This is a genomic window from Shewanella litorisediminis (genome assembly GCF_016834455.1).
Taxonomy (GTDB): Bacteria; Pseudomonadota; Gammaproteobacteria; order Enterobacterales; family Shewanellaceae; genus Shewanella; species Shewanella litorisediminis.
Genome location: NZ_CP069213.1, coordinates 2,538,838 through 2,555,251 on the forward strand (window position 1 = coordinate 2,538,838; position 16,414 = coordinate 2,555,251).

A 16,414-nucleotide genomic window follows, 5' to 3' on the forward strand; every position below is an offset into this window, starting at 1 on the left:
AGACGGAAAACTGCGGGAGGACTCTGACAAATGAGCCTCCTACACATCTGTTTTAGCAGAGTTCTGCGAGCGGATTCAGCACAGCACTCATCCCCCAAAACCAGCGCTCATTAATGCAGTGCTCATCGAACGTGCGCTTTTTGTGCATCTGATTGCCCTGAAAAGAAAAATTATTCTCAAGTGTTTTGACAAATCAGCACATTTCTGAAAAAGTGGGATAACACTTAAGTGCAATCTTTGTACGCATAAAATCTACAACATATGAAGATTCTATCATTCAGCCCCCTTTGGTTCTTCTTGCTACTATTCATAACTCTTCACTCGCAGAGTTCAAACGCTTTTTCTTCCGATATCGAACCCACATTCGTCTTGGATGGCAAATATCTCGGCGTAGAAGAGGGACTTAGCCAAAGCACCGTAACCTCTATAGCTGAGGACTCTGACGGCTATCTTTGGTTTGGCACTCTCAATGGATTAAACAGATATGATGGTAATACAGTAAAGCAATTTTTTCAGCATTCCGAATCTGGCTTAACCAGTTCATTTATTCAATCTCTTGAAGTAATAAATGGTACACTATTTGTTGGTACAGATTCAGGGCTTCATCAATATATTCCAGAACAGGAAAAATTTGAGATATTTAAAGGATTTAGCGAGCCAGTCTGGTCTATTTCCAACTCAAACAACAATATATTAATAGGTCTGGGCAATGGAATAACTTCTATAAACCCAACCGATCATTCAGTAGTAAATGATTATAGAAGCAATAATCTAAAAGGAATTAAAACCATCATCAATGATGGCAATGATTATTTGCTAAGAAGCTATAATGGTGAACTTTACCAATTATCACACGATAAACTTATTAAAATACAAGAAAATGTTCAAGACTTGCATTTAATTAACAATAAAGCCGTCACTCTAATTAATGGTGAAATTGGATTAGAAACCCATGAAAACAGAATCTCAGCGGACACATTAGATACATTCAACGACTTAATTTACTTCACCCGCGGCGATTCCATATTCTCCTCAAGCGCATCCTTAAGAGATATAACTAAAATTGGCTTTTCCAATGCTTTTGAAAATATAAAACCATCAAAATTAAAAATAACAAAAAACTATATTGTAGTTATAGGCAACAATAATGGAGCCTATTTAATTAATAAGAAAAAAACATACACCAGAAAGTTAGAAAAATTTAATAGCGCAGTTTGGAATGTAAAAAAATTCAATCAAGACATAATTATTTCAGATGATAGCAGCAAACTAAAAATATTGAATTCAGGCCTGGTTACAAAAGAAGAAATAGAAACAAAAATACCAGGACCTAAAATAGTAATCCCTCATAACAAAAAGTATTTCATTGGTACTAATGAAGGGCTCTTCATTGTTAACAAGGACACCATATCAAAAACTGATGACCACAAGATAACATCAGGTGTTATTTCGGACGAAATCCTATATGTAACAACATACTCCAACGAAGTAATTGCGTATGATGCAGGCAATGGGAAATTATTGTCAAAGACAACGCTTATAGGAGAGCAGCAACCGCTTGACATTGAAATATCAGGCAATCACATTTACATTGCTCATCAAGGTGGCTTATCAAAGATATCAAAAAACCTGCAACATCAAGAAATTGTCCACCCTCATGAGATTGTTTACTCCCTTAAATATTCAAATGGCACTCTCTATTTCTCAACTCAATCAGGACTTTATAATTATAAAGATGGAAAGATTTCAAATATTTTTAAATCTACTCACCCGATATACTCTGTAAGTGTATCGCCACAAAACATCTTGCTGGCCACCTCCATAGGGAAATATTACAAAGTTAAAAATAGTTCTCTACTTACATACAATAGCGATTTTGGTAGCCAAAACGAGTACAATACTCAAAGCACTATTTCTACGGAAGACTATTTTATAGCTGGCGGGATGAATGGAATAAGCATAATTCCTGTCGAAATCGAAAGCACACACTTGGAAAAAATTAAAGTTAGCTTGACAGAACTTTCTCTCTTTAACTCATCTGTGCCCATTGGAAGTGAATTACTACCTAAAAACTTAGAGAGCATTGAGTCTCTGACCTTGAAGTACTCTGACTATCCGTTTTCTTTAAGTTTCAAGTCTCCGACCAGTGGTCTAAAAAATATTAACTACTTTTATCGCCTTAACGGTCTTTCTGAAAACTGGCTTTCCTCCGAAGGTGGCAATCAGGCAACCTATACCAACTTATCGCCAGGTAAATACACGTTTGAAGTCTATGCTGTTAACCCAGTTACGAACATACCCGGTGATAAAGTTTCTTTAAATATTGCTATCACTCCCCCTTGGTGGATGTCACTCGAAGCCAAACTAGCTTATGCGTTAATTGTTCTGCTAATCACATCCGGCATTATTAAAGCCGCGCTGCGTCGCCGTGAAGTACAGCGCCAAATTGCAATCAGTGAAGAGCGTCTCAAGCTATCCCTATGGGGCAGTGGCGATGAGATGTGGGACTGGGACATAGAGACAGGTAAAATCTATCGCTCCAATATCTGGGGCTCGCTTGAGTTTCCAAAAGATGGCCATCGCTCAGGGAAAGATGACGAAGAGAGTAATATTCATCCACAGGACCAGGAGCGGGTGCGCGAAGCACTGAATCGTCATTTTTATGGTGAAACCGATCACTTTGAAGCGGCGTACCGTGTCAAAGGCAAGGATGGTCATTGGGTCTGGATTTTGGACCGTGCAAAAATTGTTGAGCGGGACGACAGTGAAAACGCCCTGCGTATGACAGGGACAATCAAAAACATCAATAATTTCAAACAAGCCGAAGAGCAGCTGAGACTTTTCGAACGCGCCATCGAAAATATCTCTGAAGGCATGTTCATTCTCGACAATGAATTCAGATTTGTGGAAGTCAACGAGGCGTGCTGCGACATCTGCCTGATGGACAAAGACAGTTTTATTGGCACTCAACTTCAGTTCAGTTGCTATCCTGACGCCTACTCCGAGCAGGTGCGCATTATTCTTCGCCAACAGGGGCGTTGGAGTGCTGAGGTGGAATCCCGCCGGGGAGACAACACCACATTCCTGATGGAACTCACTGTGGACGCCATCTACGATGAACAGGGCACTCTGAGCCACTTTGTTGGGGTATTCTCGGATATTTCAAGACGTAAGCAGCAGGAAGAAGAACTGAGAAAACTGACCAACAACGATTTGCTTACCGGTCTGCCAAACCGTTCCAACCTTCAGGTGTCTCTGAACAACCTGGTGAAAAAAGACACGCATCATACCCTGATGGTACTCGACTTAGACAACTTCAAAAAAATCAATGATTCACTCGGTCACCAAGTGGGTGATGAGTTGTTGCAGCTCGTTTCCAAGCGCATGTCAGCGGCGTTGCCGGGTCACACCAGCCTCTATCGCCTGGGCGGCGATGAATTTGCGGTACTGCTGGACAAAGATCCCGATATTGGCAGCGCCGCAGCTATCGCCAAGGGATTGGTTGATGCCTTTATCGCGCCATTTGAACTTGCCGGAGAAAAACTGGTAGTGGGCGTCAGTATCGGTATTGTGCTTTACCCTGAAGATGAGCAAAACGAGCAGGCGCTGCTCAGAAAAGCCGACATCGCTATGTACCACGCCAAATCAGCGGGTGGTAATCGCTACCAATTCTATTCCGAATCACTCAATAGAAACGCCCTGCGTCAATTGGAAGTCGAAAATCTTATTCGTGATGGCCTCAGGGACGACCTCTTCGAAGTCTATTACCAGCCCAAAGTCGACTTAAAAAGTTCACGGATGGCCGGTATGGAGGCCTTGGTGCGACTTAACCATCCCACCCAGGGCTTGATCCCGCCGTCGGAGTTTATTCCGCTCGCAGAGGAAACCGGGCTGATTGTAGAAATCGGCGATCTGGTGATGCGTAAAGCCTGCTTTGCGGCCCAGCGCTGGCGCGAACAGGGGCTGTTTGATGGCAGAGTCGCCGTCAATTTGTCGTCACGTCAGTTTGCATTAACTGATTTGCAACAACGTATTGAGTCAATTTTACGTCTGACCAAGCTGCCTGCGGCCAATCTCGAATTGGAAATTACCGAAGGCACTGTAATTAAGCAGCCGGAAAAGGCTATCAAGGTGATGCAGCAGCTCGCCAAAATGGGAGTTAGCCTGGCCCTTGATGATTTCGGTACCGGTTATTCGTCATTGTCCTACCTCAAGCGCTTTCCAATCCACACGCTGAAAATCGACAAGGCCTTTGTGGACGATATAGATAAGTCCGACCGCGATCTGAAAATGGTCGACTCCATTATCACCATCGCCCATAACATGGGACTGACAGTCGTAGGCGAAGGGGTAGAGGTACCTTCACAACTGAATATTCTTAGGGCGCTGAAATGCGAAGAAGTTCAGGGGTATATCTACAGTAAAGCAGTGCCAGAAGCCGAGTTTACCGCCCTGCTGCAGCAGGATATGGGTGAGTTCCTGAACCAAAAATACAATCAGCGATAGTTTTTTCATCACTTTGCCAACATTGGCACAACACATGCAACGCGTCTCTCAGTGTCAATAATCAATCACTGAACTGAGAGACGATAAAAATGATCAAAGGAATTCTGACTACTGTTGCCATGATATCTGCAGCTTTTGGTGGTGTTAACGTTTCACAAGAGACGCAGGTTGCAGGTTCTCCACATATTCGCTATAGCGAAGGTTCACCGCATATCCGCTATATCGCCGGTTCTCCACATATTCGCTACAGCGAAGGTTCACCGCATATCCGCTACACCGCCGGTTCACCGCATATCCGCTACACCGCCGGTTCACCGCATATTCGCTACACCGCCGGTTCACCGCATATTCGCTACACCGCCGGTTCACCGCATATTCGCTACACCGCCGGCTCACCGCATATTCGCTACACCGCCGGCTCACCACATATCCGTTACACCCAAACTGCCTAAGCAGTGGAAACTTCTAGGGAGATTAGGTTATGTTTGATTCAATCAAGAAAGCACTGGGTCTGGCCAAGCAAGAGCGCAAGAAAGTGAAACTGCCAAAGGGCATCACTGAGCTTCAGGTAGTTAATGCCAAAGGTTGGTGGAATTGAGTTTCCCCACGCCCAACACAAAGGGAGCCAGAAGGCTCCCTTTGTCGTTTCAGTAAATCACGTTATAGCGACTATGAGTTCAGCAGCGGAAATCGCGCCCTGACAGCAGCCCTGCCCTGCGTGCATTCAGGCGTTTGTGAGTGGTAAAGAGTGGATAGCCTACCGGTCCCATCAGCGCTCCCACAAAAGCCCAGCGCTTTACCGGCATCCCCTGGGAAAACGCCAGGACTCCCAGATACCAGGCGGAACCCAAACTCATCAGCAGGATAAACAGCATCAACATAGACAACCTCGGTAACGTTACGGCGCATCCTGCCACATTCAATTCATCATTGCGGCCGACGAGTCTACCCCAAAGCAGGACCAAAATCGAACATTTTTCAGGCAAAAGTTTGCCTTGCGGCAATAAAAAAGCGGCATCGGCTTGCCGCTTTTTTAATCAACCCATATGGTTCTTAATAAAAGCGTGTACCTTCGGCCGCCATGGTTTTCAGCAATGCCGCTGGTGCAAACCTGTCACCGTACTTGCTCTGATAGCCTTCCAACAGGCTCACCATCTTTGTCGCGCCCAGGGTATCCATATAGCGGAACGGGCCCCCCAGGAAAGGCGGGAAGCCAATACCGAAGATAGCGCCAATATCACCATCACGGGGTGAGGCAATTATCCCCTCTTCCAGGCAGCGGACTGCTTCATTCAGCATCTGCACCACACAGCGCTCGGCAATTTCACCCGCTTCCTTACCCGTAGCCGGCGTCAGGCCAAGCAGGCTGTAGACACTCTCGTCCACTTTTTTACCTTTCTTGGCTGCTTTACCGTAGAGATAGAAGCCCTTGCCATTCTTACGACCTTTACGATCGTCGGCCATAAGCTTGTCAAAAGCGGCGGGGGCTTTAAAGCGTTCACCCAGCTCCTTTTCAAGAATGGGCGAAATCTTGGCGCCCACATCAATGCCCACTTCATCCAGCAACGTCATGGGGCCCACCGGGAAGCCAAACTTCACCAGCGCTTTATCCAGATGATCCACCGCCTGACCTTCCAGCAGCAGCTGCGCCGCCTCGTTCATATAGAGCGCCAGAATGCGATTCACATAAAAACCGGCGCAGTCTTTAACCACAATCGGGGTTTTACCTTGCTTGCGGGCAAAGGCTACCGTAGTGGCAATGGTCTCGGGTGAGGTTTTCTCGTGGGCAATCACTTCCACCAGCGGCATTTTCTCCACCGGTGAGAAGTAATGCAGACCAATCACGTTTTCTGGACGACTTGCCGCCTCAGCAATTTGGGTAATGGGCAGTGATGAGGTATTGGAGGCAAATATGGTGTGCTCGCCGCATTCTCTCTCGATATCTCGTACCATCTGATGCTTGAGGTTCAAGTCTTCAAATACCGCTTCAATCACGATATCGGCATCTTTCACACCACGGTATTCAGTGGTGGTGGTCATCAACGCCATCAGCTTGTCACGCTCCGCAGGCGTCATATGACGGCGCTTCACACCCTTATCCAGCAATTTGTACGCGTAGCCAAGGGCATTGGAAAGCCCCTTTTCACTGATGTCCTTCACCCTCACCGGCACCTTGGCTTTGGTGGTAGTGACAGAGGCAATCCCGCCCCCCATCAGGCCGCCGCCAAGCACAACGGCCTTCGCCACTTTACGGGGCTTGGCTTCACCGGCACCGGTCTCTTTTTTCATTTCGGTTGTGGCAAAGAAAATAGAGCGCAGCGCAGCCGACTCAGGAGTGGCCACCAGGGCGCCAAAGTGCGCCGCTTCCACTTCCAGGCCTTTTTCCATCCCCTTGGCCATGCCTTCACGCACGCAATCAATGATTTTCAGTGGCGAAGGATAATTACCCTGGGTCTTTTTCAGCACCTGTTTGGTGGCCTGATCAAACATAATGTTACGGCCAATCGGCGTGCCTTCCAGCAACTTGGTAACCAATGAGGTCTTCTGTGGCTTGCGGGGCTTTTTACCTGCCAGCGCCATCTTGATAGCGGTATCGAGCAGAATGGACTCGGGCACCACATCATCCACCAACCCCATCTTGATGGCCTGTTTCGGGCGCACCTGCTTGCCGGTAAGCATCAAGTCCAATGCGTTGGCAATACCGATAAGACGCGGCAGACGCTGGGTACCACCGCCACCGGGCAGCAGGCCCAATTGCACCTCTGGCACCCCAAGCATGGTTTTGCTGCTGTCGCTGCACACCCGCTGATGGCAAGCCAGCGCCAGTTCCAAACCACCGCCAAGGCAGGCACCATGAATGGCTGCCACCACGGGGATAGTCAGTCCTTCCAGTTCGGCAAACACATGGTGCCCCTGACGGGACAGCAGTCTTGCATCTTCTGCGGTTTCACAGGCATCCAGCATGGAAATATCCGCACCGGCCACAAAGGAATCTGCCTTACCTGAAATCAGAACCAGTCCCTTGATGCTGCTATCGGCTTTGATCTCCTGCAATATCGCGGTGATCTCCGGAGCAAACTGCGCCTTCAGGGTGTTCATGGTTTCACCCGGCACATCCATGGTCAGCAGCGCGATGCCGTCGTCACGGCGGCTGAGGCTAAACGTCTTTTCCATTGTCTGTTACTCCACTTCCAGGATCATTGCCGCGCCCAGACCTCCGGCCGCACAGGCCGTGGTCAAACCCACACCGCCACCGCGGCGCTTGAGCTCATTACACATCTGGGTAATCAAACGTGCGCCGGTTGCCGCAAAGGGATGGCCATAGGCGAGGGATCCGCCCAGCACGTTGAATTTGCTCATGTCGATTTCACCGATAGCGCGGTTTTGGCCAAGCTTTTCTTCGGCAAACTTTTTGGATGCAAACATCTTCATGTTGGCGAGCGCCTGAGCCGCAAAGGCTTCGTGCATTTCAATCAGCGTCAGGTCTTCCAGCTGCATACCGGCACGCTTAAGCGCCATGGGGGTGGCATAGGATGGCCCCATCAACATGTCTTCCCACACATCGATGGCAGCAAAGGCATAACTCTTGATGTAACCGATTGGGGTGTAACCCAATGCCTTGGCACGGCCTTCGCTCATGAGCAGAAGCGCCGATGCGCCATCCGTCAAGGGGGTGCTGTTGGCGGCGGTCACACTGCCGTGCTTGCGGTCAAACACCGGACGCAGCTTGGCATAAGAGGCCAAATCCGAGCTTTCGCGGATGTTGTTGTCTTTTTCAATGAACTGGTTGTACGGCGGAACATGGGCCACCATCACTTCGTTTTTCATCACGCCGGAGGCCCAGGTTTGGGCGGCCAGGGTATGAGAGCGGTGGGCCATGGCATCCTGATCCGCGCGGCTGATACCGTGAGTCTTGGCCATCTGCTCGGCAGTCTGCCCCATAGAGAGGCCAGTGGAGTACTCGGCCACCGCAGGCGGTACCGGCAGCAGATCTTTGATGCCAAGGCGGCGGAAAATTGCCAGCTTCTGGCCAAATGTTCTGGCCTTGGTCAGGTCAACCAGGGCATGTGCCAGCTTTTTGGATACCCCGATAGGCAGCACAGAAGAAGAGTCTGAGCCACCGGCAATGCCGATTTCGATGTTGCCGGTCATGATGCTTTCAGCGATGTTGACGGTCGACTGGAAACTGGTGGCGCAGGCCCGGGTAACACTGTAGGCATCGGTGGACACATTCATGCCGGTGCCCAGCACGATTTCGCGGGCAATGTTTGGCGCTGCCGGCATTTGCACTACCTGACCGTAGACCAGCTGTTCCACCAGCTTGGGGTCAAGCTCGCTGCGGCTTAAGAGTTCGTTCACCACCATCTTGCCCATATCCAGGGCAGATACCCCGTGGAATGCAGTCGCCTGCTTGGCAAATGGGGTTCTCAGGCCCGAGACGATGGCAATACGTTCGCCTCTGGCATTGGTTACCTGCTGTCTGTCACTCATTTGTCACCCTCTTTATTCTCCGCATCGGGCCACTGTCCGTCTGCTGCTGTTTCCTTGCTGACCTGACGACTCAACAGGTCTGACCATTAAAAGTGTGACCCGATTCTAACTTCTTGTCATCGGGTTTTAAACACTTGTTTGCATTTTTGCCACTAGCCAAGGGGTAAGGGAATTTTTTACCATAGGGGATGTCTCAAGCTTATCAATAGAATAAATCGAGTTGCATCATGCCTTTGAGCCGTTTTCAAGCCTTAAGAAAATACCTGAACACCCTGATTTTGGGTCAGCCTGTTCTCACCGAAAACCTGCTTATCGCGCTGGTTGCCAATGGTCACCTGTTGGTAGAAGGCCCGCCGGGTCTGGCCAAGACCCGGGCGGTCAAGGCCTTGTGTGATGGTGTGGAAGGCGACTTTCATCGTATCCAGTTTACCCCGGATCTGCTGCCGGCGGATTTAACCGGAACCGACATCTACCGCGCCCAAACCGGCACCTTCGAATTTGAGTCAGGGCCCATCTTCCACAATCTTATTCTTGCCGATGAAATCAACCGGGCGCCGGCCAAGGTGCAATCGGCGCTGCTGGAGGCCATGGCAGAAGGCCAGGTCACCGTGGGCAAGAAGAGCTACAAACTACCCAAATTCTTTTTGGTGATGGCCACCCAAAACCCGCTGGAAAACGAAGGCACTTATCCGCTTCCCGAGGCGCAGCTCGATCGCTTCTTGATGCATCTGAATCTCGACTACCCCGATGCCCAAACCGAGAGGCTTATCCTCAAGCTGTCCCGGAATGAAGCCTTGCAGGGCGAACTGCCCTCGGTGGAGCCCATAGCGCAGGCAGACATCTTCGAGGCCCGCACAGAGGCATTGGAGCTCTATCTGGCCGAGCCGCTGGAGCAATATATAGTCGACATCATTATGGCAACCCGAGAGGGCCATAAGTACAGCGAAGAGCTGGGCAACTGGCTCGATTATGGTATCAGCCCAAGGGCCAGCCAGGCGCTCGAGCGCTGCGCCCGCGCCCGCGCCTGGCTCGATGGCCGCGACTTTGTGTCGCCGGAAGATATTCAGGCCGTCGCCCCCAATGTGCTGCGCCACCGTTTACTATTGAGTTTCCGTGCACAGGCAGAAGGTGTCAGCGCCGATACGGTGATTGACCACATTTTGTCTCAGGTAGCCGTGCCCTGATGCGAGGCCCAATGTCCGAGCTTAACAGGTCTGTCACCCTGCCACTCTTTGCCGACGGTGTGCATCTGGATACCCCTGAGCTTTTGGCCTGCCAGGAGCTTGCCAGAGCGCTGCCGGATGTGCGCAGCCAGGCCCGCGCCAGTATGGCTGGCAACAGAGCCAGCCAAATCAAAGGCAGGGGTATGGAGTTTGCCGAGGTTCGCCAGTATCAAAAAGGCGATGATGTGCGTACCATCGACTGGCGGGTTACCGCCCGCACCGGCAAGACCCACACCAAACTCTTTGTGGAAGAGCGTGAACGCCCTGTGCTGCTTCTGGTGGATTTAAGCCACAGTCTCTATTTTGGCTCGACTTTGATGTTGCAGGCAGTTCAGCTTTGCCATTTGGCCACCACCCTCGGTTGGCGTGCCATAGGTCACGGCGATCGCATTGGCGCCCTTATCGCCAGCGAACATGAACACCTGGAGCTCAAACCCAGAAGCCGTAAATCCGGTATGTTACAGCTCATCAGCGCGCTGACTGAGGTGCATCGTCATCAGTTAACCGCCTTTGATGCCACGCCGCGGGACCCTGAGCATTTGCTGCGGGCCTGCCAGCGGCTGGAGCGCATCGCCAAGCCCGGCTCGTTGATTTGGTTGCTGTCTGATGGGTCTGGCTTCAGTGATGCCTGTGTCGGTCCCTTGATGAACCTTAAACGCCACTGCGAGCTTGGCGCGTTTTTGATAACAGATCCCCTCCGTGATGGCCGCCTTCCTCTGCCCGATAATCTGGCGCTGCCGGTGCGGGAAGCTGGCAAAGAGAGGCTGCTCGACCGCAGTGGCTATCAGGCATGGCTTGAGCGCCAAAGGTCGCAGACCAAGGCGTTTGAACATCTCACCCAGCGGCTGGGCATCGCCCTTAAAACCGTCGATGCAGGCCAGCCGCTCTCGGCTCAGTTGGACATATTGCGTTAATACCATGGTAAATCTTTCGGCAACTCCGGCAGGCAACCCCATGCTTGCACAAATGAAAGACATTCAGCTGCCGCCAGAGGTGTCAGCCTGGCCACCCGCGCCCTGGGTTTGGCCCGTGCTGGCAATCCTGCTTGGCCTGTTGGCGCTCGGATTCTGGCGCTGGCTCAAATACAGGGCGGCGAAACAGGCATTACTTAAACCCAGAGCCGAAGCGCTTGCTTTACTCGCCGAACTTTCGCCCACTCATCCCGGGTTTGCGCTCGACCTCTCCGGGCTGCTTAAACGCGTAGCCATGCGCTATTACCCGAGGGCGCAAATCGCTTCCCTGACGGGCAATGCCTGGGCTGAGTTTCTCGCCAGCCGATATCCAAACCGGCAAGGCTTGGATGTGTTTCAACTGATGGCCCAAGCTGCGTATCGGCAGGCGCCACTCAGCGCAGAGGATGCTGATGCCCTGAAACAGGAGGCGCAGCGTTGGATTGCCTCCCTGCCCCACAAGCCTTTGGCATCTGACACAAACTCCGGGGAGGCCAAAGTATGTTAACTCTGGTGTTCCCCTGGCTTCTCTTGCTGCTGCCATTGCCGCTGCTGATTAAGCCGGCTCAGCGCCAAACCCAGGGTGGCTTTCTGCACCTGCCCGGCAGCGGTGACCTCACAACCAAAATCAACATGAGCACCCCAAAAGCGAGGAACATGCTCAAGTGGCTGATGTGGGCTCTGCTGGTGCTTGCGGTCGCCCGGCCCCAATGGCTGGGCGAGCCCATAGAGCTGCCAACTAAAGGACGGGACTTGATGGTTGCGGTGGACCTGTCAGGCTCCATGCAAATCGAAGACATGGTGCTGGACAACAAAACCGTGGACCGATTTACCCTGGTGCAGCATGTGGTGAGCGACTTTATTGAACGCAGGGCCGGGGACCGAATCGGCCTTATTCTGTTTGGCGATCATGCCTACCTGCAATCGCCCATGACACTGGACAGGCGCTCTGTCGCCCAATATTTGCGCGAAGCCCAAATTGGCTTGGTCGGAAAACAAACCGCTATTGGTGAGTCAATCGCTCTCGCAGTAAAACGATTTGAAAACCTTGAAGAAAGTAACAGGGTACTGGTGCTGCTCACCGATGGTACCAACAATGCGGGGAATATCGCACCGGATAACGCCGCTGCCATTGCCGCCGAACGCAAGGTCACCATTTACACCATAGGCGTGGGTGCCGACGTGATGGAGCGGCGCAGCTTTTTTGGCCGCGACAGAGTCAACCCCTCCATGGATTTGGATGAGGCGCAGCTTCAGCGCATAGCCAACACCACCCAGGGCAAGTATTTCAGGGCCCGGAGCAGTGAGGATCTCGCCGCAATTTATCAGGAAATCGACAAACTCGAGCCCGTAAGCCGGGACACCCAGAGTTTCAGGCCCAAGCAGGAGCTGTTTTTCTATCCCCTCGCCCTCGCCCTATTGCTGAGCCTGTTGGCGGCACTGCGCGAAGGCGGCCTGGGTGCTCCCGGGAGGATTGCGCCATGATCCACTTTATTCGGCCCGAATGGCTGCTGCTCTTTATTCCGTTGATGCCCTTACTATGGTTTTTAAACCGCCGCCAAGGTGCAATCTCAGCCTGGCAGGGGTACATCGCGCCCCATCTCGCCAGGGTACTGTTAACCGACAGCACCAGCCGCCGCTCAGGCTTGGGTTTTTGGTGGCTCGGCGCAGCCTGGAGCATCACCACCGTCGCCCTCTCCGGCCCCGCAGTGACCAAGGAAGCCATGCCGGTGTTTGCAGCCGGTGCAGCACGGGTTCTGGTGATCGACATGTCCATTTCCATGTATGCCACCGACTTGCCACCGAACCGACTGACTCAGGCGAGGTTTCGTGCCATCGACCTGATAAATCAGCTGAGTGATGGGGATACGGCGCTGGTCGCCTATGCCGGGGATGCCTTTGTCATAAGCCCCCTGACACGGGATAAGGCCACCTTACTGAACCTGCTGCCCTCACTCAGCCCCGACATCATGCCGCTACTGGGGTCTTCTCCTGCTTCTGGCGTCAGCCTTGCCAGAGATTTGCTTATTCAGGGCGGACACCCAGACGGTGACATTGTCTTGATGACTGATGGGCTCGATATGGTCGATGTGGCAGATGTGAAGCGGGCGCTGAAAGGCAGCCCATTTCGCCTGGCCGTTTATGGCTTTGGTACAGCCCAGGGCGCGCCCATGAAGCTGCCAAATGGCAGTTTTGTCAGGGGCAACGACGATAATCTGGTACTGCCCAAGCTGGACGCCGAGCTCCTCGACGAACTGGCGCAATCCGAGCGTGGCATTTGGCAACCTTCAACCCTCGATGGCAGTGACATCGGTCGCCTGGTGCAATGGCTATCCCGGGAAGGTGAAGCCACAGACACAGAGCTCACCGGTGACACCTGGCAGGATCTGGGGCCTTATCTCGCCCTGTTGCTGCTTTTACCTGCGCTGCTGAGTTTCCGAAGGGGCATGCTGGCGTCGATGCTGTTGCCCGCGATGTTGACGCTCTCCGTAATCAGCCCTGACGCCGGGGCCAGTATCTGGCAAACCCGGGATCAACAGGCCATGGAGGCGTTTCGGCAGCAAGACTTCGCCACAGCCGCCAATGAATTCGAGCGTGAAGATTGGAAGGCCGCCGCCCACTACCGCGCCGGAAATTACGAAGCCGCGTTGCAGGGGTTTGAGAAAGATAGCAGTGCTGCAGGTCTCTATAATCAGGGCAATGCCCTGATGCAGCTCGGCCGCTACGATGAAGCGGCGAAACGCTATCAAAAAGCACTTCAGCTGCAACCTGATATGGAAGATGCCAAGCGCAATGCGGCATTGGCTAAAGCCCTCGATGAGATGCAAAAATCCCAGCAGGCTCAAAACAGCCAGGATGGACAGCCCTCATCTGACGAATCACAGCAGCAAAACTCACAATCGCAACAAGGTGATACGCAGCAATCAGGTTCTGAACAGGGCCAGAACCCGCAACAGGGTTCTGATAAGAGCAGCAATGACCCGTCAGGAGACGGCCAGCAGCAAGGTTCTGAGGGTTCACAAGGCTCAGCGGATGCACACAGCCGCAGCGAAACCGCTAAGGAGTCAGCCTCCAATCCGGATAAGGATCTGTCTGACCAAGGCGCAGCAAATCAAAGTGGCGGTAGCCAGAGCGCCAGTAACCAGAGCGCTGCCAATCAAACATCCACAGAACAGTCATCAAATGACGAAGGCTCAGACCCAGACAGCAAGGCAGATAAAAGCAGCAACGAAGCCCCCATGAGTGCCGATGTCCCCATGTCGCAGCAGGACGCCCCTGCCCCAACAGATGAGCCAGCAGCTATGAATGGTCGCGATGAGGAGGACGGGCAAAGCAATAAAGGCAATCAAGCAGCCCAGACAAGCGCACAGCTCGCAGAAGGTGAACAGCAGGAAGATGGCGAGCAAGCCCAGGTGGGGGTGATAGATCCCACCCTTAAAGAGTCGGACCTGCCGCCGGAGATGCTGCGGGCACTAAAGTCGGTCAACGACGACCCCTCGGTGCTGCTTCGCAACAAGATGCAACTGGAATATCAACTTCGCCGCGCCCGCGGTGAACACAGACAGGAAAAAGAAAAGTGGTAAGGAATCTGATACTGGGACTCGCCCTGTTTTTTTTCACCCTCCCGGGCTGGGCATTGGACCGCATTGAGGCCACAGTCGATAAAAATCCGGTGGGACGCGATGAGAGCCTGGTGCTCACCGTGATTGCCGATGATGAAGTAGAAGCCAACCGTCTGGACACCTCCGCGCTGCTGCGAAACTTTTTGGTGGGCCGCACCAGCGTCAGCCGCTCTACCCGCATCATCAACTTTAACAGCGAGAAAGAAACCCGCTGGCAGGTACTGCTGACGCCGCGGACCACGGGCACCCTAACCATTCCGTCATTTACCATCGACGGCGTATCCTCTGCTCCTATCCGGGTGGAAGTGTCAGAGCAGGATCAGGTAAACCGCGACGCCCAATACCTGTATATAGAGGGCGAACTGCTCACCCCCAGTGTGTATGTGGGCCAGTTGGCGCTCTATAAGGTCAAACTCTATTTGGGCCTGGACCTGCAGCGGGGCGAACTGTCGGCGCCGCAAATGGCCGGAGCCCAGATTAAGCAGCTCGGAGAAGACAAAGATGGCAGCGAAATTGTCGACGGCCGCCGGTTTCGGGTCATTGAAAGGATGTACGGCATTATTCCCGATAAATCAGGCTCCTTAACCCTTCAGGCACCCGTATTTGAAGGGGATGTATTGGTCCCCGCCCCCCGCAACGGCGGCATGTTCAACTTTAACGAAAGCCGTCCCATGCGCACCACGGGCAAAAATACCGCCATCGAGGTGCTCGACAAGCCAGAGGGCTGGCAAGGGCATTGGCTCGTGGCCAATCTGGTGGCGCTAAAGGAAGAGTTTCCTCAGGATATAGAGGAGTTTGCCGTCGGCACACCCATTACCCGCAGCATCACCCTGCTGGCATCCAATGCCGACGAAACCAGCCTGCCAAGCCTCAATCTGCCCCTGCCAGCAGAGCTTAAGTCCTATCCGGAAAAGCCCGAGATCAAGAGCTTTGTGCGGGAAGGCCAGTTGGTGGCACAGCTGAGATTAACCCAGGCCATAGTACCCACCGAAGTGGGCACCTTTGAACTGCCTGCCATCGAAGTGCCCTGGTGGAATCCCCATTTAAAGCGCCGTGAGATTGCCAGCATTCCCGGTAGAACCATCAGGGTCACGGGCCCGGCACCTGCCGCGCCCGTGCCGACGATCTCCGAGGCAACAGCGCCCACCGCCAGCTACTGGCCCTGGCTTACCGCCTTTTTGGCACTGGGCTGGCTGGCTACGGCACTGGGTTGGGCCATGAGTGTTAAACGGGCGCCAGCGTCTCTTGTACCAACGCCGTCACAACCTCAGGGCGTCAGCCAGCTGAAACAACAGCTCGCTGACGCATGCCGTGGCTCGGATGGCAGCGCCATGTTAAGCGCGGCCGCAGACTACCTGTCTGCCCGTTACGGGACTAACATTACCCTCGACAAAGCCAGAACCTTGTCTGAGCCACTCGGGAAGGCGCTTGGACAGATACAACGCGCCCGGTTTGGCCAGCATGGCACAGGCAATGAGGCGCCAGATGGTGCGTCCCTCATTGCCGCCATCGAGGCATTGGAGACAAAAACCAATACCAGCACCGCGGCCTCACTCGGTGATCTCAATCCCTGACGGCAGGCGTATTGCAGGGGATACCACCGGGGCCTGCGGCCGAAGTG

At 52.7% G+C, this 16,414-nt stretch carries 11 protein-coding genes; 8 read left to right on the forward strand and 3 right to left on the reverse strand.

The window, feature by feature from the left end; genetic code table 11:
• Positions 1-369 precede the first annotated feature (369 nt).
• Together JQC75_RS11090 and JQC75_RS11095 are read left to right on the forward strand one after the other, a co-directional pair.
• Complete coding sequence (locus tag JQC75_RS11090) at positions 370-4,506, forward strand: EAL domain-containing protein (RefSeq protein WP_338055022.1); 4,137 nt, start codon at positions 370-372, stop codon at positions 4,504-4,506.
• Between the two features lie 89 nt (positions 4,507-4,595).
• Positions 4,596-4,958, forward strand: a complete 363-nt coding sequence (locus tag JQC75_RS11095) for a hypothetical protein (RefSeq protein ID WP_203324167.1) — start codon at positions 4,596-4,598, stop codon at positions 4,956-4,958.
• A gap of 225 nt (positions 4,959-5,183) precedes the next feature.
• Here the strand turns inward: JQC75_RS11095 and JQC75_RS11100 are convergent, their stop codons facing one another.
• The 3 genes from JQC75_RS11100 to fadI all read right to left on the reverse strand — a co-directional run bounded on the left by JQC75_RS11100 (position 5,184) and on the right by fadI (position 8,997).
• Positions 5,184-5,387, reverse strand: coding sequence for a hypothetical protein (locus tag JQC75_RS11100; protein ID WP_239001996.1), 204 nt, complete (start codon positions 5,385-5,387; stop codon positions 5,184-5,186).
• 172 nt (positions 5,388-5,559) lie between these two features.
• Positions 5,560-7,680 (reverse strand): fatty acid oxidation complex subunit alpha FadJ, encoded by a 2,121-nt coding sequence (gene fadJ, locus JQC75_RS11105; RefSeq protein WP_203324168.1) that lies wholly within the window; start codon positions 7,678-7,680, stop codon positions 5,560-5,562.
• 6 nt (positions 7,681-7,686) lie between these two features.
• A complete protein-coding gene (gene fadI / locus JQC75_RS11110) occupies positions 7,687-8,997 on the reverse strand; it encodes an acetyl-CoA C-acyltransferase FadI (RefSeq protein ID WP_203324169.1) in 1,311 nt (436 codons plus the stop codon).
• A 227-nt stretch (positions 8,998-9,224) separates the two neighbouring features.
• Here fadI and JQC75_RS11115 point away from each other — a divergent pair, with 227 nt between their 5' ends.
• The 6 genes from JQC75_RS11115 to JQC75_RS11140 are packed head-to-tail and all read left to right on the forward strand — an operon-like array spanning position 9,225 to position 16,367.
• On the forward strand, positions 9,225-10,181 hold the full coding sequence (locus tag JQC75_RS11115) for an AAA family ATPase (RefSeq protein WP_203324170.1): 957 nt from the start codon (positions 9,225-9,227) through the stop codon (positions 10,179-10,181).
• A gap of 11 nt (positions 10,182-10,192) precedes the next feature.
• Positions 10,193-11,134, forward strand: a complete 942-nt coding sequence (locus JQC75_RS11120; protein WP_239001997.1) for a DUF58 domain-containing protein — start codon at positions 10,193-10,195, stop codon at positions 11,132-11,134.
• A gap of 40 nt (positions 11,135-11,174) precedes the next feature.
• On the forward strand, positions 11,175-11,678 hold the full coding sequence (locus tag JQC75_RS11125) for a DUF4381 domain-containing protein (protein WP_203324172.1): 504 nt from the start codon (positions 11,175-11,177) through the stop codon (positions 11,676-11,678).
• Positions 11,672-12,655, forward strand: a complete 984-nt coding sequence (locus tag JQC75_RS11130) for a vWA domain-containing protein (protein ID WP_203324173.1) — start codon at positions 11,672-11,674, stop codon at positions 12,653-12,655. Before JQC75_RS11125 ends, JQC75_RS11130 begins: the two co-directional genes overlap by 7 nt.
• The gene (locus JQC75_RS11135) at positions 12,652-14,754 is read left to right on the forward strand and encodes a vWA domain-containing protein (protein WP_203324174.1); all 2,103 of its coding nucleotides are present in this window, start codon (positions 12,652-12,654) and stop codon (positions 14,752-14,754) included. Before JQC75_RS11130 ends, JQC75_RS11135 begins: the two co-directional genes overlap by 4 nt.
• A complete protein-coding gene (locus JQC75_RS11140; RefSeq protein WP_203324175.1) occupies positions 14,748-16,367 on the forward strand; it encodes a BatD family protein in 1,620 nt (539 codons plus the stop codon). Before JQC75_RS11135 ends, JQC75_RS11140 begins: the two co-directional genes overlap by 7 nt.
• Positions 16,368-16,414 lie beyond the last annotated feature (47 nt).

Excerpts from the sequence above, each read along its gene's own strand:
- JQC75_RS11095 (WP_203324167.1), top strand. The coding sequence starts at position 4,596 with ATGATCAAAGGAATTCTGACTACTGTTGCCATGATATCTGCAGCTTTT.
- JQC75_RS11100 (WP_239001996.1), bottom strand. The coding sequence starts at position 5,387 with ATGTTGATGCTGTTTATCCTGCTGATGAGTTTGGGTTCCGCCTGGTAT.
- fadJ (WP_203324168.1), bottom strand. The coding sequence starts at position 7,680 with ATGGAAAAGACGTTTAGCCTCAGCCGCCGTGACGACGGCATCGCGCTG.
- fadI (WP_203324169.1), bottom strand. The coding sequence starts at position 8,997 with ATGAGTGACAGACAGCAGGTAACCAATGCCAGAGGCGAACGTATTGCC.
- JQC75_RS11115 (WP_203324170.1), top strand. The coding sequence starts at position 9,225 with ATGCCTTTGAGCCGTTTTCAAGCCTTAAGAAAATACCTGAACACCCTG.
- JQC75_RS11120 (WP_239001997.1), top strand. The coding sequence starts at position 10,193 with ATGTCCGAGCTTAACAGGTCTGTCACCCTGCCACTCTTTGCCGACGGT.
- JQC75_RS11125 (WP_203324172.1), top strand. The coding sequence starts at position 11,175 with ATGCTTGCACAAATGAAAGACATTCAGCTGCCGCCAGAGGTGTCAGCC.
- JQC75_RS11130 (WP_203324173.1), top strand. The coding sequence starts at position 11,672 with ATGTTAACTCTGGTGTTCCCCTGGCTTCTCTTGCTGCTGCCATTGCCG.
- JQC75_RS11135 (WP_203324174.1), top strand. The coding sequence starts at position 12,652 with ATGATCCACTTTATTCGGCCCGAATGGCTGCTGCTCTTTATTCCGTTG.